The sequence below is a fragment of the Pollutimonas bauzanensis genome (assembly GCF_900129885.1).
Taxonomy (GTDB): domain Bacteria; phylum Pseudomonadota; class Gammaproteobacteria; order Burkholderiales; family Burkholderiaceae_B; genus Pollutimonas; species Pollutimonas bauzanensis.
Genome location: NZ_FQXE01000006.1, coordinates 299,721 through 317,169 on the forward strand (window position 1 = coordinate 299,721; position 17,449 = coordinate 317,169).

A 17,449-nucleotide genomic window follows, 5' to 3' on the forward strand; every position below is an offset into this window, starting at 1 on the left:
CCGTTCATCCGAGGACACCACCATGCCCGCAAACACTTCTTCCACGCTGTACCGCATCGACGAATGCCCGGACGTGATGGCCGACGCCTGCGTCGGCGATGACCAGGGCAACCTGATCTTCCTGTCCATCTGGGCGCGGGACACCGCCGTCCAGCAGTTCCTCGCTCGCCTGACCCTCGGGCGCGACGAGCAGGGACTGGACCAGTTCCACGTCATCACCGACCAGGGCGGCAGCGTCCCGGTATTCATCGGCAACGTCGATCGCCTGGAAAAGCGCATCACGCGCGCGTACCGGCGGACGCTGTTCGGCTCGCTGTCCAACGTGTGGCTGTTCGACCGGCGCTGCGTCAAGCCCGACAAGGCCAACGCCAGCGCATTGGCACTGCTGCCACGCGACAGCGCCCACAGGCTTGACCGCCTGTGGATGCTGGTGCGGGACACCTGCCCGTTGCCGCTGCTCGATCACTGGCGCGAGACCGTGCTGGAACTGCTGCAAACCCGCGAGATGCTGGCCCGCCTTCCGTTCGCCCTCGGGCCGCTGGAAGGCCATCGGCTCGCCATCGACGTGCCGGCGCTGACCCTGGCGCTCGGCTCCCTGATCCGCAGCGACGCGCTCACCGCCTATCCGTATCCGGCCAAGATTTGGACGCCGGAAGCGGTAGCGGCTTGACCCACCCTCGGAGGCACGCCTTGGCGTACTTCCGTGTTTCATCCCCGCCAACCAGGAGACTTCCATGGCCCTCATGTTCCCGCGGCTCGCCCGCAATTTCGTCAAGAACGGATATTTCCCGACCGACGAACCCACGCTCGAAAGAGCGCTCAACGCACTGATGCCCAGCGACGGGCCGATGTGCATCCTCGATCCCTGCGCCGGCGAAGGCGTGGCGATCGCCGAAGCCGCCCATGCCCTCGGGCGCGAGCAGGCAAAGGCGTTCGCCGTCGAGTTCGACGCGGAGCGGGCGCGCCATGCCCGCGGCCTGGTCGATCACTGCCTGCACGCGGACCTGATGGACACGATGGTCTCCAAGCAGTCCTTCGGGCTGCTCTGGCTCAACCCGCCGTATGGGGACCTGTCCAAGGACGTCAACGGCAACATCGGCTATCAGGGCCAGGGCCGTGCCCGCCTTGAAAAGCTGTTCTACCAGCGCACGCTCTCGCTGCTGCAATACGGCGGCGTGCTGGTTTTCATCGTCCCCGGCTACGTGCTCGACGCGGAGTTGGTCGGCTGGCTGACGCGCCACTACACGGACCTGCGCATCTACCGAGCGGTGGAGACGCAGTTCAAGCAGGTGGTGATCTTCGGACGCCGGGTGCGCCAGCGCGAGCAGGTGCCCGATGGCGTCAAGGCCGTGCGCAATCTGCTGTTGCAGGTAGGGCAAGGCGAAGTCGAAGCCGAGGAACTGCCGAGCGAGTGGCCGTTCCTGCCGTACATCGTCCCCGCCAGCCCGGCCGAGCCAGAGCATTTCTTCCGCGTGACGATGGAGCCCGAGCAGTTCGCCGATGAGGTTGGCAGGCTGCAAGGCTTGTGGCCATCGCAGGACACGCACCTGGGGGCTGCGCAGCAATCGCTGCGTCCACCGGCGCGGGCCTTGTCCCGCTGGCATCTCGCCCTGGCTCTGGCCGCGGGTGCGATCTCGGGGGTTGTGCGCTCCAAGACCGGGCGCGTGCTCGTCGTCAAAGGTGACACCCACAAGGACAAGACGCTCCAGCGGGAGTTCACCGAACGCGAAGACGGCTCCATCGCCGAGACCCGCATCCTCACCGACAAGTTCGTTCCCGTCATCCGCGCGTGGGACATGACACCTGGCTCCGCGACACGGGGCGAGGTGTTGACCATTCGCTGATCCACCGGACGCGCTGCCGTCCTGCTGTACCAACTCGAAGGAGAAACACCATGATCCCCAATCCGTTCAAGCGGCCTGCGCCGCACAAGCAACCGTTGTTCGCACCGAGTACGTTGAAGTTGAGCGAGAAGGTGCATTGGCTGGCCCGGCGAGGCCTGATCGACCCCTTGGCCTATGTCCAGCGCCATGTGCGCGGGGACTGGGGCGAGATCGATGAGGCCACACGCCAAGCCAACGACGTGGCGATCCAACAGGACAACCTAATGATCTCGCAGTTCAGGATCACGCCGGACCTGGCGCTGATCGTCAAGACCAGCGAGGACCACCAGACCACGGTGGTCCAGCTTCCCGAAGAGCGGGACCTGATCTGAGGCCCCACATCGTCATCCTCATCCACCTGACGGAGCCACTTCACTCCGGCAGGGGTGTCGTGGCTCAATGACTCATCAAGGAGGAGCCCATGGCATCGCATCGCATCGAAACCTACTGCCAGCGGCTGGCGTTCCCCATCGGGGCGCTCATCTTCAGCAGAGGTGTAGACCGCCTGGTCCGCGCGGGTCGCCTGGACCCGATCCCGTACTTCAGGCGCCACACCCGTGGCGACTGGGGCGACGTCAACATCCAGCAATGGCAGACGAACAGCAGCGCGCTTCAATCGGGCGCGTCGCTGGAATCGCACTACGTGATCCATCCGGGGCTCGCCATTCGCATCGTCACCGATTCGCAGCGCTGCGCAACCGTCATCGTGCTTCCGTCCGAAGACTGAGCACGGTTCACCTGCGGGCCGCCCAGGCCAGCACCTTCAACCACCCTCAGCCACGCGTCGATTCTCTTCCCACCACGGGGCATGCCATTGCCCCGCTGGGGGTGGTGCATGCCCCATTTTTCTTTGGAGCATCACCATGTCCCTCGATCTCGAAACCACTGCCGCTGAATCCGCGCCCGTACAGGGCGAACTGCTCGACGCGGAATCTTCCCCTCTGACCCTGAGCCTTCAGGATTTTGTCGGCGAGTTCGGCGACGAACTACTCGACGCCCTCAACAGCGCTAATCCGCCGGTCTATACCGGCCAACCGCAGGCGCACCGGCAACTGGTGGTCGCCAGCCTCAAGCGCAAGCTGTTCCCAGCCCAGGCCGAAGTCGTCCACGCCGCCGCCGAGCTGCTGATCGACCGTGGCGAACGTGCTGCGATCGTCAATGGCGAGATGGGCTGCGGCAAGACGACCGTCGGCATTGCCACGGCCGCCGTGCTCAACGCCGAAGGCTATCGCCGCACTCTGGTGCTGTCGCCGCCCCACCTGGTTTACAAGTGGCGGCGCGAGATCCAGGAGACGGTGGCCGGTGCCAAGGTGTGGGTACTCAACGGGCCGGATACGCTCGTCAAGCTCATCAAGCTGCGCGAGCAGTTGGGCGTGCAGCCCACGGGCCAGGAGTTCTTCGTCCTGGGGCGCGTCAGGATGCGGATGGGCTTTCACTGGAAGCCTGTCTTCACCACGCGGCGCACCCGCCACGGCGACGTGGCGGCCTGCCCGGACTGCGGCACGGTCATCACCGACCTCGACGGCGAGCCGGTCAACCCGATCGCGCTCCAAGCCGAGGAGTGCCGCAGGAAGTGCGGCCACTGCGCCGCGCCCCTGTGGACACTGATCCGCCCGCGCAGTCTGTCCGGCAGCGACCAGTCCTCGGCCGTGCTCAAAGCCTTAAAGCGCATACCGACCATCGGAGAGGTCACCGCGCAGAAGCTGATGCAAAAGTTCGGTGACGGGTTCCTGGCGTCGATGCTCGGCGACAACATCCATGAGTTCATCAACCTCATGGATGGCAACGGCGAGCTGGTGTTTTCCGACCGTCAGGCCACGCGCATGGAACGTGCGATGGCCAACATGGAGTTCGGCTTTGGCGAGGGCGGCTATCAGCCGTCCGAGTTCATCAAACGCGTGCGACGTGAAGTCGCCTGAGTAATTGTTCCAACGGGGGCAACCCCGCCGAGGAACCTGATGTTCCGTCATCAGTAGCCTACCGGCACATGCAGGACTGGTAACGGTCTTGTGTGAAGCTGCCGAGACAATGTAGCTGGGCCTTCGGGCCGCACCGATGCCGTGAGGCAAGGTGTTACCTGCGAGCATCAATGCGGTTACAGCGCTAGGCTGGGTGGTATGACCAACGCAAGTGAACTGCTGTTAAACACCGTTATGAACAACAAGCCAAAGATGCTGACAGGCTTGAACCAAAAGGTATGCGGTCGGTTGCCCTTTATCCGTTTTGGGGGCACACGGACATCATGACCGCCGGTGGAAAGGCAGGGTCTAACCCATCTCGTTACTCAGGTGAAACACGGTAAGCCCGTATCGCTGCCCTTCGGGGCAGGCAGACCGCAAGGAATGCTGTTGGCGGTGCGGGTAAAGGAATGTGGAGAAAGCGAATGCCGTCCTGTAATGGGGCGGATAGGGGTTGAGCCGCAAGGCGACATCACCCCACGCGAAAGCGGGCAGACTTCCACTTGGTCTTTCTCTACGAGAAAACTTGTCCAACCTTCTACAAGAGGGAATGCAGATGACTACGCAAGAAATTGCTTGCGCGGGTGCGCCCTCACACGAATCGGTCACATGGCACAGCATCGACTGGGCTGCGTGTCACCGTGAGGTGCGAAGGCTCCAAGCGCGTATCGTAAAGGCGACACGGCAAGGAAAACACGGCAAGGTGAAAGCCCTGCAGTGGATTCTGACCCACTCGTTCAGCGGCAAAGCATTAGCCGTCAGACGAGTCACCGAGAACCAAGGCAAGAAGACGCCGGGTGTGGATGGCATCACGTGGTCCACCCCGGAAGCCAAGTCTCAAGCCATGTTGTCAATCAAGCGGCGCGGGTATCGTCCCCAACCGCTGAAGCGTGTCTATATTCCTAAAGCCAATGGGAAGATGCGACCGCTGGGTATCCCGACCATGAGAGACAGGGCGATGCAGGCGCTATACCTGCTGGCTCTTGAACCCGTGGCCGAGACCACAGCGGACGGACGCTCGTTTGGGTTCCGACCGGAGAGATCCACGGCGGACGCCATCGAACAGTGCTTCACGGCACTGTCCAAGAAGGTGGCACCGCAATGGGTTCTCGAAGGCGACATCAAAGGCTGCTTCGACAACATCAGCCATGACTGGCTCATGGGTCATGCACCGACGGATCGCGAGATCCTGAAAAAGTGGCTCAAGGCCGGATACATGGAAGATCGGCAACTTTTTCCAACTGAAGCCGGTACCCCGCAAGGGGGCATCATCTCGCCAACCCTGGCGAATCTCGTCCTCGACGGACTGGAAGCCAAACTGGATGCCGCGTTCGGAAGAAAGCGGTACGCCAACGGTGTACAGACCCGTTTGATGGTCAACTATGTGCGGTATGCGGACGACTTCATTGTGACGGGACGCTCGAAAGAGCTACTGGAGCAGGAGGTCATGCCGATCATCAAGGACTTCATGCGGGAACGGGGGCTCACGCTCTCACCCGAGAAGACCAAGATCACGCACATCGACGAGGGCTTCGACTTCCTCGGACAAAACGTGCGCAAGTACAACGGCAAGCTGTTGATCAAGCCGTCGAACGCGAACGTGGCGACCTTCTTGGAGAAAGTGCGCTCGGCTGTCAAAGGCAATAAGGCGCTGGATCAGCCTCGGCTGATTCGGATGCTCAACCCAATGATCCAAGGCTGGGCGAATTATCACCAGCACGTCGTGTCCAAAGCGACGTTCGCGCGTGTCGATCATGAGATTTGGCGTGTGTTGTGGCAGTGGGCCGTTCGTCGGCATCCGCAGAAAAGCAGCGTCTGGATCAAGCAGCGCTACTTCCACTCCGTAGGCACCCGTAACTGGGTATTTGCGGCGGCAACGGGTGAAAGGTTCCCTGATGGGAATCCCATCCTGTCGTCACTGCGGAAGGCAACGGATACGCCCATTCGGCGACACCGGCCAATCAAGTTGGAAGCCAATCCATTCGACCCGACGTGGGAGACGTACTTTGAGGAGCGTGTAAGCCTCAAGATGCAGAACTCACTGAGGGGCAGGAAGAAGCTCATCAACCTCTGGTTGGAACAGGATCGTCGTTGTCCGATCTGCCAAGAGTTGATCACGCAGGAGACGGGGTGGCATGTCCACCACATCATCCGGCGGGTCGATGGCGGAAAAGATGGGAACACCAATCTCATCATGGTGCATCCGAACTGTCATAACCAGATTCATGTCAATGGTCTCAAGGTGGTGAAGCCGGTTCGCGAAAGCGGGCTTTGAAAGGCTTGAGCCGTATGAGGGGAAACTCTCACGTACGGTTCTTAGGGGGGGATGGGCCAGCAATGGCCTGTCCCTACCCGACTACCTGCCGCAAGGCACGTTCGACCTGCTCATCGCCGATGAGGCACATGAGTACAAGAACGGGGGCAGTGCCCAGGGCCAGGCCATGGGCGTGCTGGCGGCGAAGGCTCGCAAGACCTTGCTGCTGACCGGCACGTTGATGGGCGGCTACGGGGACGACCTGTTCCACCTGCTGTTCCGAGCCCTTCCGGGGCGGATGATCGAAGACGGCTACCGCCCGACCACGAGCGGCAGCATGACCTCGGCTGCGATGGCGTTCATGCGCGATCACGGGGTGTTGAAGGACATCTACTCCGAGAGCACCGGCACGGCGCACAAGACGGCCAAGGGCACCAAGGTATCGGTGCGCACGGTCAAGGCCCCGGGGTTTGGCCCCAAGGGCGTGCTGCGCTGCATCCTGCCGTTCACGATCTTTCTCAAGCTCAAGGACATCGGTGGCAACGTCCTGCCGCCGTATGACGAGGAGTTCCGTGAAGTCGCGATGGACACGGCGCAAGCCGCGGCCTACCGCGATCTGGCGGGTCGGCTGACCGCGGAGCTGAAACAGGCTCTGGCGCGACGCGATACGACCTTGCTGGGTGTGGTCCTCAACGTGCTGCTGGCCTGGCCGGATTGCTGCTTCCGGTCGGAGACCGTGGTGCATCCGCGCACGCGCAACACCTTGGCGTTTGTCCCGGCTCAGTTCAACGAGTTCGAGATCAGCCCCAAGGAGCGTGAGCTGATCGACATCTGCAAAGCGGAGAAGGCGCAGGGCCGCAAGGTTCTGGCCTACACGGTCTATACCGGCACGCGGGACACCACGTCGCGCCTGAAGGTGCTGCTGGAGCAAGAAGGCTTCAAGGTGGCGGTGCTGCGCGCAAGCGTGGATGCCAGCCGCCGCGAAGACTGGATCGCTGAGCAACTGGATCGTGGCATCGACGTGCTCATCACCAATCCCGAGCTGGTCAAGACGGGATTGGACTTGCTGGAGTTTCCGACGATCGTGTTCATGCAGTCGGGCTACAACGTGTACTCGCTCCAGCAGGCGGCACGCCGCTCCTGGCGCATCGGGCAGAAGTTGCCGGTGCGCGTGATCTACCTCGGCTACGCCGGTTCTTCGCAGATGACCTGCCTGGAACTGATGGCCAAGAAGATCATGGTCTCGCAGTCCACCTCGGGCGACGTGCCCGAATCGGGGCTGGATGTCCTGAACCAGGATGGTGATTCCGTCGAGGTCGCACTGGCCCGGCAACTGGTCGCCGCCTGAACTTCACGCAATGCCGACGACCGAGAGGTCGTCGGCTCTTTTTTCAGCGCCTCGCAGCGTCAAATTGCACCTTGCCGTACACGCCTGGACAGTGATTCAGCGCTTTCCTTGCGCTCGCTGTAACGATCCACCAGATACGGCGCCACGTCGCGCGTGAGCAGCGTGAACTTCATCAGTTCTTCCATCACGTCCACCACGCGGTCGTAGTAGGCCGAGGGCTTCATGCGTCCGGCCTCGTCGAACTCCTGGTACGCCTTGGCGACCGAGGACTGGTTCGGGATGGTCAGCATCCGCATCCAGCGGCCCAGCACGCGCATCTGGTTGACGGCGTTGAACGACTGCGAGCCGCCCGATACCTGCATCACCGCCAGCGTCTTGCCCTGGGTCGGGCGCACCGCGCCGACCGACAGCGGAATCCAGTCGATTTGGGTCTTCATCAGGCCGGTCATCGCGCCGTGGCGCTCCGGCGAACTCCACACCATGCCCTCGGCCCATTGCACCAGTTCGTGCAGTTCCTTGACCTTCGGGTGATCGGCCGGCGCATCGTCCACCAGAGGCAGCCCGGACGGATTGAACAATCGGGTCTCGCCGCCCAGCGCCCGCAAGATGCGTGCGGCTTCTTCGGCTGCGAGGCGGCTGAACGAGCGTTCGCGCAGCGAACCATAGAGCAGCAGGAAGCGCGGCGCGTGCGTGGCCCGTGCCGGCGCGAACAGATGTTCGGTGTCCGGTTGCTGGAACAGCGCCGTGTCGATGTTCGGCAGGTCGAGACGAGATTCAGACACGGCGGCCGTCCTGATCGACCACCGGCTCGCCGTCTTCCTTGTTGAACGCGCCGCGCTGCGGCTGCGGCAGCAGGTCGAGCACGGCTTCCGAAGGCCGGCACAGGCGCGTGCCTAGCGGCGTGACCACGATAGGCCGGTTGATGAGGATGGGATGCTGGAGCATGAAGCCGATCAGGTCGTCGTCGCTCCACTTCGGGTTGCCCAGGTCGAGGTCGGCATAGGGCGTGCCTTTCTCGCGCAGCACGTCTCGCACCGGCACGCCCATCGCCGCGATCAGCGCCTGGAGCGTGTCGCGGTCGGGCGGCGTTTTCAGGTACTCGATGATGGTCGGTTCCTCGCCGCTGTTGCGGATCAGGCCCAGCACGTTGCGCGAGGTGCCGCAGGCTGGGTTGTGGTAGATCGTGATGGTGCTCATGGATGCCTCTTGGAGGTTACGAAGTGGTCGCGCGGCGTTCGTACCAGCCGCGTGAGCGATTGACCACGCGCACCACCAGCAGCATGACCGGCACCTCGATGAGCACGCCGACCACTGTTGCGAGTGCTGCGCCGGAATGGAAGCCGAACAGGCTGATGGCGGCGGCCACGGCCAGCTCGAAGAAGTTGCTGGCACCAATCAACGCGGATGGCCCAGCGACGCAGTGCTTTTCGCCCACCTGGCGGTTGAGCCAGTACGCCAGACCGGAATTGAAGAACACCTGGATCAGGATCGGCACCGCCAGCATGGCGATCACCAGCGGCTGCCGGATGATGGCCTCGCCCTGGAAGGCGAACAGCAGCACCAGCGTCAGCAACAGCGCGGCGATGGACAATGGGCCGATGCGTTCCAGTGCCCTGTCGAACACGGCCTGCCCCTTGCGCAGCAGCGCCCGGCGCCAGAGCTGGGCCAGGATGACCGGAATGACGATGTACAAACCCACCGACACCAGCAAGGTGTCCCACGGCACCGTGATCGACGACAGGCCCAGCAGCAGGCCGACGATGGGTGCGAAGGCGAACACCATGATGGTGTCGTTCAAGGCCACTTGCGACAGCGTAAATACCGGATCACCGCCAGTCAGCCGACTCCAAACGAAAACCATTGCGGTACACGGTGCAGCAGCCAGCAGGATCAGGCCGGCGATATAGCTGTCGAGCTGATCGGCGGGCAGCCAGTCGGCAAAGACGTGGCGGATGAAGATCCACGCCAGCAACGCCATTGAGAACGGCTTGACGGCCCAATTGATGAACAGCGTGACCCCCATGCCCCGCCAATGCTGGCGCACCTGGCCAAGCGCGGCGAAGTCCACCTTCAGCAGCATGGGGATGATCATTACCCAGATCAGCAGGCCGACCGGCAGGTTGACCTTGGCAATCTCCATGCGGCCGATGGCCTGGAATGCGGCGGGCGCGAACTGGCCCAGAGCGATCCCCGCGATGATGCACACCGCCACCCATAGCGTCAGGTAACGCTCAAAGCCGCTCATGGCGGAGTTTGCTGGCGCGGGGCCGGCAGTATCGGTTGCGCTCATCGGGCGGGCCTCACTGGCGGCCGATGTCGCGCAGTTCACGCTGCAACGACATGGCATCGAGACTCTTGATCGGAAGCGACAGGAACAACTCGATACGTCGGCGCAGCGTCATGGCGGTATCGAAGAACGCCTTGCTTTGTCGTTCCAGGGTGCCTTCCACGGCTGCCGGGTCAGGCACGCCCCAATGCGCCGACACCGGCTTGCCCGGCCACAGCGGACACGCCTCGCCGGCTGCGTTGTCGCAGACGGTGAAGATGAAATCGAACACCGGCGCATCGGGCTTCACGAACTCGTCCCAGCTCTTGCTGCGGTAGCCCGTTGTCGGAAGGTGCAGCCGCTCCAGCGTGGCGAGTGCCAGCGGGTGAACTTCGCCTTTCGGATGGCTACCTGCCGACCAGGCGTGAAACCGCCCTTGGCCCATGTCGTTGAGGATGCCTTCGGCGAGGATGGAGCGGGCCGAATTGCCCGTACAGATGAACAAGGCGTTGTAAGTGGTATCGGTCATGGTCAGCAGCAGGTCTTGGATGGAGAAACCTCGCATACGCCACCTTGGCAGCAATGCTCGGTCAGGTAACCGATCAGACCGTCCATGCGGCCGTACTCGGCGCGATAAATCAGGTTGCGGCCCTGCTGCTCGATGCTGACGAGGCCAGCATGGGCCAGTTCCTTCAAGTGGAAGGACAAGGTGTTGCGGGCCACGTCGAGCTGGTCAGCTAGCGTGCTCGGCGTCAGTCCGCCCGGGCCAGCAACGACCAAGGCGCGGAACACGCGCAGGCGCTGGGTGTGAGCCAGGGCGTTTAAGGCGGAAATGGCTTGATCCTCTTTCATGATTCGATAATACAACATTTATAGAATTAATGTGCAAACCACAGTTGGATTTGCGGGTTGCGCTATGTGTTGGACTGCAAAAGCGGGCACCCCCCAGTTCGCATTTCTGACTGACCGCGCAGCCGCGCGCAGCCAAGGTATCGGCATCGCAACAGAAGAGCCGATGCCATGCCTGCAATCCATGTATCCCGGTGTCTGGTCGGTACCAGCCTCCTGGCCGCAGCCTTGGCCAGCGGCTGCGCGACCACGCCACCGCCGCTGGCCGCCAGCACCGTCGAGGACGTCCCACCCGCGCCCGAGGCTGCACCGCCCGAGTTCATTCCCGTCGTGCGCTATGGCCGCTACACCCTGGTGGAGCTGGCGCCGATGGCGGCGCAGCGCGATCTGCTGGTGCAGACCATCGACGTGTCCATGCCCGAGGAGGTCCGCGCCACGGTCGGCGACGGGCTGCGGCATGTGCTCAAACGCAGCGGCTACCAGCTTTGCGAGACCCCGCATGCGGTGATCGAGCTGTACGCGCTGCCGCTGCCGGCGGCGCACTTGCATCTCGGCCCCATGACCTTGCGCGATGCACTGCTCACCCTGGCCGGTCCGGCTTGGGAACTGCACGCCGATGACCGGACGCGGCAGGTCTGCTTCGAGCGGCCTGGTCGCGACACCGGTGCCGAGCCGGTGTCCGAGCCGCCTGCTGCCGAGGCCGTGCAGACGTTCCCCTTTGCGGGAGGCCAGCCATGAACGCGGCACAGCCGCTCCGGCGCCCGACCGCCGCCGTGGTGTTGCAAAGCCTGCTCTGGCTTTGGCTGCTGGGTCTCAGTGTCTTCGCGATCCTGGGCCACCAGACGATGACCGATCAGGCCGACCAGCAGCAGCTCGATGTCCGGTTGCAGCGCCTCGAAGCCCAGGTGACCGGGCTGGCCGAGACCACGCGGGCCTTGCAGCAGCAGCCCGCAGCCGCCACCGCCGCAGGCCTGCAAGACGCTCGGCAGGCAATGGAGGCGCGCATCGTTCAAGCCGAACAGGCGCTGGGTGGCTATGCCACCGCCGAGGACGTTCAGGCGCTGCGTACCGAAGTCGAGCAGATCAAGGTGCGCCAAGCGACTGCGCGTGCAGCGGCGCCTACCCAGCGGCGCACCCCGAGCCAACCGGCCACCGCCAAGTCCGAACCGCCGCCGCTGCCATTTCGTGTCGTCGGCGCTGAGCTGCGCGCGGGTCAGCGCAGCGTGTCCGTCGCCCCGAGTGCCGGAGATTTCACGCCCGATCAGCTCCAGGTGCTGCTGCCGGGTGATGCGCTGGGTCCGTGGCGCCTGCAGGCGATCGAGGGCAATGCCGCGGTGTTCCAGGCCGGCGACCAGACCCGTCGCGTGGCGATTCCTTGACCGGAGCCCACCACATGAAGCCGTCGATCATCCTGTACGCGTTCCTGCTGGGCTCCATGCAGTTGCCCGCCTGGGCGCAGCAGCCCGCCACGACCCCCGCCCGCAATGCGCAGAGCCAGGAGCGCCCGCTGGCCGCCCGCATCCTGGACGACCGGGTGGCAGGCGAATGGGGCCTGCAACCGCAGGAATGGGCGCGCTATCGCGACTTGATGGATGGGCCGCTGGGCATCTACTCGCCAAATCTGGACCCGCTGTCCGCCCTGGGCATCGAGGCGCGCACCGACGAAGAACGGCGGCGCTACGCAGAGCTGCAGGTGCAAGTCGAAGCGCGCCGCGTGGAGAAGCTGCTCGCGTACCAGCGCGCCTACGACGAGGCCTGGCAGCGCCTGAACCCCGGCATGCAGCGGGTGAACCTGTCTGACGAGAGGCCAGGCGCCGCCGCTGCGCGGGGCAGCGGTCGCACGGCAGTGTTCATCAAGGACGGCTGCGCGGCTTGCGGGCAACTCGTCCAACGCCTGCAATCCTCGGGTGCCGAGTTCGACCTTTACATGGTCGGCAGCCGCCAGGACGATGCGCGCATCCGCGACTGGGCCAAGCGCGCCCAGATCGACCCGGCCCGGGTGCGCAGCGGCGGCATCACGCTCAACCACGACGGCGGCCGCTGGCTGTCGCTGAGCCTGCCCGGCGATTTGCCTGCGGTTGTGCGCGAAGTGAACGGCCAATGGCAACGCCAGCCGTAACGGCGCTGCTGCGCGCACTGGCGCTCACTGCGGGCCTGTTCGCCTGCGCCGCCCATGCCCAGGAGGTTCCGCCACCGGCCTACCAGCTTGCCGCACAGCGCGCGGGCATTCCCTCGACGGTGCTCTACGCCGTGGCCTTGCAGGAGAGCGGCATGCGACGCAATGGACGCATCGTCCCATGGCCGTGGACCCTGAATGTCGCCGGCCAGTCGCGGCGCTTCGCCACCCGTGCCGATGCCTGCGCCGGTTTGCAGCAGGCGATGCGATCTACGCCACCCACGCGCATCGACGCGGGCCTGGGCCAGATCAACCTGGGCTACCACCCGCACCGCTACACCCATGCCTGCGACTTGTTGGACCCGTACCGCAATCTCGCCAGCGCCGCCGAGATCCTCAAGGAGCAGTACACCCCCGGTGAAGACTGGCTGCTGGCCATGGGCCGCTACCACCGGCCCGCGGGCGGTGAGCCTGCCGCCCGCTATCGACGCAGCGTATCCCGACACCTCGCCCGCGTGCAGGGCACGCACTCAATCGCCACGGCGCGAGCCGTGCGTCAGGAGTCGACCCCATGACGAAACCGCTCTGGACCCTGCGGGGCCTGCTCGCGCTGCTGGCGGCGCTGCCGTTGGTCGCGCATGCCGCCGAACCGCTGATCGTGGTCGAGGACCGCGGCGGCGCGTCGGCGCTGCCGTACTACGAAGCGCTTAACCTGCAGCCACGCGCCAACAGCGCGTTGCGGCCTCCCATTCCGACGCCGCAGATTCCCGCCACCCCCGCTGACGAGGCAGCGATGCTGCCGGTACGCAGCGCGAAGCTGATGCCCGGCTTCGTCGCGCGGCGCGTGATCGAGGCACCGGGCCTGCGGCCTTTCGTGGTCATCGGCGACGATGAGACCTCGCAAGCCTGGCTGCGCCGTCACGCGGCGTCGCTGCACGACCGCGGCGCGGTCGGCCTGGTGGTCAATGTCGAGACCGCGCAGGCTTTGGCGCGGTTGCGCGCACTGGCGCCTGGCGTGCCGATGGCCCCCGTGGCCGGCGATGATCTGGCCGAACGCCTGGGCCTGCGGCACTACCCGGCGCTGATCACGGCGACCGGCATCGAGCAATGAGGCCATGTCGGGGAAACAGCCCGTCGAAGTCCTGTTGCGCCCAGCGGTGGAGCTATACACCGTCGCGGCATGTGCGGGCGCCGCGTTTCTGTCCCTGGTGGCCCCGTGGTCGCTCGCGCTGAGCCCAGCCATGGGCGTCGGTGCCGCACTGGCGTTCGGCGCCTATGGCGCGATCCGCTACCGCGATGCGCGGGTGATCCTGCGCTACCGCCGCAACATCCGGCGCCTGCCGCGCTACGTGATGACGAGCAGGGACGTGCCGGTCAGCCAGCAGCGCCTGTTCGTGGGGCGCGGTTTCCTGTGGGAACAGAAGCACACCCACAGGCTGATGCAGACGTACCGGCCGGAATTTCGCCGCTACGTCGAGCCAACACCGGCATACCGGCTGGCGCGACGCCTGGAGGAGCGGCTGGAGTTCGCACCGTTTCCACTGTCTCGCCTCGTACGGCTCACGGGCTGGGATGTGTCATTCAACCCCGTGCGGCCACTGCCACCGGTAGGCGGCCTGCCGCGATTGCACGGCATCGAACCCGACGAGGTCGACGTCAGCCTGCCACTGGGTGAGCGCGTCGGCCATTCGCTGGTGCTGGGCACCACGCGCGTGGGGAAGACGCGGCTGGCCGAGTTGTTCGTCACCCAGGACATCCGTCGCACGAATGCAGACGGTGAGCATGAGGTCGTGATCGTCATCGACCCCAAGGGCGACGCGGATCTCTTGAAACGCATGTACGTCGAAGCCAAGCGAGCGGGTCGCGAGGGCGAGTTCTACGTCTTTCACCTCGGCTGGCCCGAGTTCTCTGCACGCTACAACGCGGTGGGGCGCTTCGGACGCATCAGTGAAGTCGCCACGCGCATTGCCGGGCAACTCTCCGGCGAGGGCAACAGTGCAGCGTTCCGCGAGTTCGCATGGCGCTTCGTCAACATCATTGCGCGCGCATTGGTGGAACTGGGGCAGCGCCCGGACTACATGCTGATCCAGCGGCACGTAATCAACATCGACGCGCTGTTCATGGAGTACGCCCAACACTACTTCGCCAAGACCGAGCCCAAGACCTGGGAGGTGATCGTCCAGATCGAGGCCAAGCTCAACGAGAAGAACATCCCAAGGAACATGATCGGGCGCGAGAAGCGTGTGGTGGCGCTGGAGCAATACCTCTCCCAGGCGCGCAACTACGACCCTGTGCTCGATGGCCTGCGCTCGGCGGTGCGCTACGACAAGACCTACTTCGACAAGATCGTTGCATCGCTGCTGCCGCTGCTGGAAAAGCTCACCAGCGGCAAGATCGCCCAACTCCTGGCGCCGAATTACTCCGACCTGTCTGACGCGCGCCCGATCTTCGACTGGATGCAAGTCATCAGGAAGCGCGCCGTGGTCTATGTCGGCCTGGATGCGCTGTCGGATGCTGAAGTCGCCGCGGCGGTCGGCAACTCCATGTTCTCCGACCTGGTGTCGGTAGCCGGGCACATCTACAAGCACGGGATCGACGACGGCCTGCCGGGTGCCTCGGCTGGCACGCGCATTCCCATCAACGTCCATGCCGACGAGTTCAACGAACTGATGGGCGACGAGTTCATCCCCCTTATCAACAAGGGCGGCGGTGCCGGGCTGCAGGTGACCGCGTATACGCAGACGCTCTCGGACATCGAGGCCCGCATCGGCAACCGCGCGAAGGCCGGCCAGGTGATCGGCAACTTCAACAACCTGTTCATGCTGCGGGTTCGGGAAACCGCCACCGCGGAATTGTTGACCCGTCAATTGCCCAAGGTGGAGGTCTATACCACCACCATCGTCTCCGGCGCGACCGATGCCTCGGACATCCGCGGGACGACGGACTTCACCAGCAACACGCAAGACCGCATCAGCATGTCGAGCGTGCCGATGATCGAGCCATCCCACGTCGTCGGCCTGCCCAAAGGCCAATGCTTCGCGCTGCTGCAGGGTGGTCAGCTCTGGAAGGTCCGGATGCCACTGCCAGCGCCTGACCCCGATGAAGTGATGCCGGCGGACTTGCAGCAACTGGCTGGGTACATGCGTCAGAGCTACAGCGAGGCCACGCAATGGTGGGAGTTCACCAGTTCCCCAGCCTTGCAGGAGGCTGCCTTGCCCGACGACCTGCTGGATGACGCCGCTCCGGCCGAGCCTGACGCGGTGGCCACCGGCGCCGACGACAGCACCGGCGAGGCCGCACCATGAAGGATGCCGCCTCGACCGCGCAGCGGGAGCAGAACCAGCGCCAGGGGCTGATCGTCGGCACCATCACCTTGCCGTTCAGGCTGCTCGGGGTGCTGATCGGTTCGCTGCTGTTCTCGATCGTGGTGGAGTGCGTCGGCATGCACCTGTTCTGGAAGGACCAGGGCTGGCGCCACTCCCAGCAGATGCTGCAGTACGAACTCGGGCACCTGTCGAACCACTTCACGCGCAGCGTGGTGGTGCAGGAGCCCGGGCGCACGGCGCACGAGCTGGTGGATACCGGGTACGGGTGGGTGTTCGTGCGCTCGGGGTTGCTGGAGCGCATGAGCCAGACCGCCGAGCGCGCCCGTGCGCCCAGCCGCGAGCCGACGCGCAACTTCCGCTATTACATCAGCCAGGCCTATGTCTGGGCCGAGAGCTACCTGATCGCCGCGGCCTTCACGACGCTCACGTTCCTCGTGCGCCTGCTGGTCCTGGTGCTCACGCTGCCGCTGATCCTCACTGCGGCATTCGTCGGCCTGATCGACGGCCTGGTGCGGCGGGACGTGCGGCGGTTCGGCGCGGGCCGGGAATCCGGCTTCATCTACCACCGCGCGAAAGCGAGCCTGATGCCGCTGGCCGTGCTGCCCTGGATCACCTACCTCGCGCTGCCGATCTCGGTGCATCCGCTGCTGATCCTGCTGCCCAGCGCAGCCTTGCTGGGACTGGCCGTGAGCCTGACCGCGGGCAGCTTCAAAAAGTACCTCTAGGCCATCAATCCGGTCGCTTCCGGGTTCCTATTGTTTGCGGCCTGAAACAGCCCTGATCTCCACGATCAACCCATTGCTGATCACACAGGAATGGCGCGATGTTGGCTTCGATCTGGCTGCGCGCCGCGCATCGCGGCGTGCCCACTTTTCTCGTGACGGCCCTCGTGCTGGGCCGGTCCCCGATGGCCTTGGCCGAGTCCCCGGCGCAGCGCCAGGAGTTGGTCGCCGCGCTGCGCCAGCTCGACGCGCTGGAACGCACCGTCGCGGACAGCGCCGCGCATACCCCCATCACACCGGGCGAGCGCTACCACTTCGATTACCCGCGGCTCCAGGCTGACTTGGCGCGCGTGCGCGCCGGCATCCAATTTCACCTGACGCCATCGCGCGCTCAACCGCGCGCCCCCTCCGAACTGGCCGGCGAATACCGCACCGAACGGGCGACCGAGCCGCTGCCGGCGACGACTGCGGAGGGCAAGCAATGAACGGCGCCCAGGTCTCGGCATTTCAAGCCAACAGCGGTATCGCGCCTTCCGCGATGGCGACCGTTCTGGTCGGCGTCGTGTTCGCGGTCCTGCTCGTGTGGGGCGTCTGGGCCATCCGAACGGCCTACGTGGGGTGGTCCGAGAGCCGCCTCAACCAGCGCCAGTTCCTCGGCGTCTGCATCCGCTTCGTCGCGATGTACCTCGTCCTGAGTTTCTTCCTTCTGTCCTGACCTGAAAGGCCC

19 protein-coding genes and 2 pseudogenes are annotated in these 17,449 nt (G+C 64.7%); 16 read left to right on the forward strand and 5 right to left on the reverse strand.

Annotated elements, in window-relative coordinates; all coding sequences use genetic code 11:
- Positions 1-22: 22 nt before the first annotated feature.
- The 7 genes and pseudogenes from BUB23_RS13700 to BUB23_RS13730 all read left to right on the forward strand — a co-directional run.
- Entirely contained in the window at positions 23-670 is a 648-nt protein-coding gene (locus BUB23_RS13700) for a hypothetical protein (RefSeq protein ID WP_003116820.1), read from the forward strand.
- 40 nt (positions 671-710) lie between these two features.
- Positions 711-1,844 (forward strand): DUF6094 domain-containing protein, encoded by a 1,134-nt coding sequence (locus BUB23_RS13705; protein WP_223224654.1) that lies wholly within the window; start codon positions 711-713, stop codon positions 1,842-1,844.
- A gap of 50 nt (positions 1,845-1,894) precedes the next feature.
- Positions 1,895-2,215 (forward strand): hypothetical protein, encoded by a 321-nt coding sequence (locus BUB23_RS13710; protein WP_003116818.1) that lies wholly within the window; start codon positions 1,895-1,897, stop codon positions 2,213-2,215.
- An 89-nt stretch (positions 2,216-2,304) separates the two neighbouring features.
- The gene (locus BUB23_RS13715) at positions 2,305-2,610 is read left to right on the forward strand and encodes a hypothetical protein (protein WP_003116817.1); all 306 of its coding nucleotides are present in this window, start codon (positions 2,305-2,307) and stop codon (positions 2,608-2,610) included.
- A gap of 136 nt (positions 2,611-2,746) precedes the next feature.
- Positions 2,747-3,781, forward strand: a pseudogene (locus BUB23_RS13720) (DEAD/DEAH box helicase family protein); the annotation flags it as partial.
- 616 nt (positions 3,782-4,397) lie between these two features.
- Entirely contained in the window at positions 4,398-6,116 is a 1,719-nt protein-coding gene (ltrA, locus tag BUB23_RS13725) for a group II intron reverse transcriptase/maturase (RefSeq protein ID WP_057386398.1), read from the forward strand.
- A gap of 82 nt (positions 6,117-6,198) precedes the next feature.
- Positions 6,199-7,443: pseudogene (locus BUB23_RS13730) on the forward strand (helicase-related protein); the annotation flags it as partial.
- Positions 7,444-7,502: 59 nt separating this feature from the next.
- On the opposite strand, the gene arsH reads toward BUB23_RS13730, so the two are convergent.
- From arsH to BUB23_RS13755, 5 genes are read right to left on the reverse strand one after another with little or no spacing between them, the layout of a single operon-like run.
- Positions 7,503-8,225, reverse strand: coding sequence for an arsenical resistance protein ArsH (gene arsH, locus BUB23_RS13735; RefSeq protein ID WP_013391794.1), 723 nt, complete (start codon positions 8,223-8,225; stop codon positions 7,503-7,505).
- A complete protein-coding gene (gene arsC / locus BUB23_RS13740; RefSeq protein ID WP_013391795.1) occupies positions 8,218-8,640 on the reverse strand; it encodes an arsenate reductase (glutaredoxin) in 423 nt (140 codons plus the stop codon). The genes arsH and arsC overlap by 8 nt, the downstream gene beginning before the upstream one ends.
- 16 nt (positions 8,641-8,656) lie before the next feature.
- Complete coding sequence (gene arsB / locus BUB23_RS13745; protein ID WP_013391796.1) at positions 8,657-9,733, reverse strand: ACR3 family arsenite efflux transporter; 1,077 nt, start codon at positions 9,731-9,733, stop codon at positions 8,657-8,659.
- 10 nt (positions 9,734-9,743) lie between these two features.
- Entirely contained in the window at positions 9,744-10,238 is a 495-nt protein-coding gene (locus BUB23_RS13750) for an arsenate reductase ArsC (RefSeq protein ID WP_013391797.1), read from the reverse strand.
- 2 nt (positions 10,239-10,240) lie between these two features.
- Positions 10,241-10,561 (reverse strand): ArsR/SmtB family transcription factor, encoded by a 321-nt coding sequence (locus BUB23_RS13755; protein WP_016445103.1) that lies wholly within the window; start codon positions 10,559-10,561, stop codon positions 10,241-10,243.
- A 168-nt stretch (positions 10,562-10,729) separates the two neighbouring features.
- On the opposite strand from BUB23_RS13755, the gene pilL2 reads away from it, so the two are divergent.
- The 9 genes from pilL2 to BUB23_RS13800 all read left to right on the forward strand — a co-directional run bounded on the left by pilL2 (position 10,730) and on the right by BUB23_RS13800 (position 17,437).
- A complete protein-coding gene (gene pilL2 / locus BUB23_RS13760; protein WP_013391799.1) occupies positions 10,730-11,296 on the forward strand; it encodes a PFGI-1 class ICE element type IV pilus protein PilL2 in 567 nt (188 codons plus the stop codon).
- Complete coding sequence (locus BUB23_RS13765; RefSeq protein ID WP_013391800.1) at positions 11,293-11,937, forward strand: hypothetical protein; 645 nt, start codon at positions 11,293-11,295, stop codon at positions 11,935-11,937. Before pilL2 ends, BUB23_RS13765 begins: the two co-directional genes overlap by 4 nt.
- A gap of 14 nt (positions 11,938-11,951) precedes the next feature.
- Positions 11,952-12,677 (forward strand): TIGR03759 family integrating conjugative element protein, encoded by a 726-nt coding sequence (locus tag BUB23_RS13770; RefSeq protein WP_013391801.1) that lies wholly within the window; start codon positions 11,952-11,954, stop codon positions 12,675-12,677.
- Positions 12,659-13,249, forward strand: a complete 591-nt coding sequence (locus BUB23_RS13775; RefSeq protein ID WP_013391802.1) for a transglycosylase SLT domain-containing protein — start codon at positions 12,659-12,661, stop codon at positions 13,247-13,249. The genes BUB23_RS13770 and BUB23_RS13775 overlap by 19 nt, the downstream gene beginning before the upstream one ends.
- Positions 13,246-13,785: an integrating conjugative element protein gene (locus tag BUB23_RS13780; protein ID WP_013391803.1), complete on the forward strand. Its 540-nt coding sequence runs from the start codon at positions 13,246-13,248 to the stop codon at positions 13,783-13,785. Before BUB23_RS13775 ends, BUB23_RS13780 begins: the two co-directional genes overlap by 4 nt.
- A 4-nt stretch (positions 13,786-13,789) precedes the next feature.
- Positions 13,790-15,979 carry a type IV conjugative transfer system coupling protein TraD gene (gene traD, locus BUB23_RS13785; protein WP_013391804.1) on the forward strand — a complete coding sequence of 730 codons (2,190 nt, stop codon included), beginning with the start codon at positions 13,790-13,792 and terminating at the stop codon, positions 15,977-15,979.
- Entirely contained in the window at positions 15,976-16,725 is a 750-nt protein-coding gene (locus BUB23_RS13790) for a TIGR03747 family integrating conjugative element membrane protein (RefSeq protein ID WP_013391805.1), read from the forward strand. The genes traD and BUB23_RS13790 overlap by 4 nt, the downstream gene beginning before the upstream one ends.
- Before the next feature lie 98 nt (positions 16,726-16,823).
- A complete protein-coding gene (locus tag BUB23_RS13795) occupies positions 16,824-17,207 on the forward strand; it encodes an integrative conjugative element protein, RAQPRD family (protein ID WP_013391806.1) in 384 nt (127 codons plus the stop codon).
- Positions 17,204-17,437 (forward strand): TIGR03758 family integrating conjugative element protein, encoded by a 234-nt coding sequence (locus BUB23_RS13800; RefSeq protein ID WP_003050225.1) that lies wholly within the window; start codon positions 17,204-17,206, stop codon positions 17,435-17,437. Before BUB23_RS13795 ends, BUB23_RS13800 begins: the two co-directional genes overlap by 4 nt.
- The last annotated feature ends 12 nt before the right edge of the window (positions 17,438-17,449 follow it).

Excerpts from the sequence above, each read along its gene's own strand:
- BUB23_RS13775 (WP_013391802.1), top strand. The coding sequence starts at position 12,659 with ATGGCAACGCCAGCCGTAACGGCGCTGCTGCGCGCACTGGCGCTCACT.
- ltrA (WP_057386398.1), top strand. The coding sequence starts at position 4,398 with ATGACTACGCAAGAAATTGCTTGCGCGGGTGCGCCCTCACACGAATCG.
- BUB23_RS13750 (WP_013391797.1), bottom strand. The coding sequence starts at position 10,238 with ATGACCGATACCACTTACAACGCCTTGTTCATCTGTACGGGCAATTCG.
- BUB23_RS13700 (WP_003116820.1), top strand. The coding sequence starts at position 23 with ATGCCCGCAAACACTTCTTCCACGCTGTACCGCATCGACGAATGCCCG.
- arsB (WP_013391796.1), bottom strand. The coding sequence starts at position 9,733 with ATGAGCGCAACCGATACTGCCGGCCCCGCGCCAGCAAACTCCGCCATG.
- BUB23_RS13715 (WP_003116817.1), top strand. The coding sequence starts at position 2,305 with ATGGCATCGCATCGCATCGAAACCTACTGCCAGCGGCTGGCGTTCCCC.
- pilL2 (WP_013391799.1), top strand. The coding sequence starts at position 10,730 with ATGCCTGCAATCCATGTATCCCGGTGTCTGGTCGGTACCAGCCTCCTG.
- arsC (WP_013391795.1), bottom strand. The coding sequence starts at position 8,640 with ATGAGCACCATCACGATCTACCACAACCCAGCCTGCGGCACCTCGCGC.
- traD (WP_013391804.1), top strand. The coding sequence starts at position 13,790 with ATGTCGGGGAAACAGCCCGTCGAAGTCCTGTTGCGCCCAGCGGTGGAG.
- BUB23_RS13795 (WP_013391806.1), top strand. The coding sequence starts at position 16,824 with ATGTTGGCTTCGATCTGGCTGCGCGCCGCGCATCGCGGCGTGCCCACT.
- BUB23_RS13710 (WP_003116818.1), top strand. The coding sequence starts at position 1,895 with ATGATCCCCAATCCGTTCAAGCGGCCTGCGCCGCACAAGCAACCGTTG.
- BUB23_RS13770 (WP_013391801.1), top strand. The coding sequence starts at position 11,952 with ATGAAGCCGTCGATCATCCTGTACGCGTTCCTGCTGGGCTCCATGCAG.
- BUB23_RS13800 (WP_003050225.1), top strand. The coding sequence starts at position 17,204 with ATGAACGGCGCCCAGGTCTCGGCATTTCAAGCCAACAGCGGTATCGCG.
- BUB23_RS13780 (WP_013391803.1), top strand. The coding sequence starts at position 13,246 with ATGACGAAACCGCTCTGGACCCTGCGGGGCCTGCTCGCGCTGCTGGCG.
- BUB23_RS13765 (WP_013391800.1), top strand. The coding sequence starts at position 11,293 with ATGAACGCGGCACAGCCGCTCCGGCGCCCGACCGCCGCCGTGGTGTTG.
- BUB23_RS13755 (WP_016445103.1), bottom strand. The coding sequence starts at position 10,561 with ATGAAAGAGGATCAAGCCATTTCCGCCTTAAACGCCCTGGCTCACACC.
- BUB23_RS13790 (WP_013391805.1), top strand. The coding sequence starts at position 15,976 with ATGAAGGATGCCGCCTCGACCGCGCAGCGGGAGCAGAACCAGCGCCAG.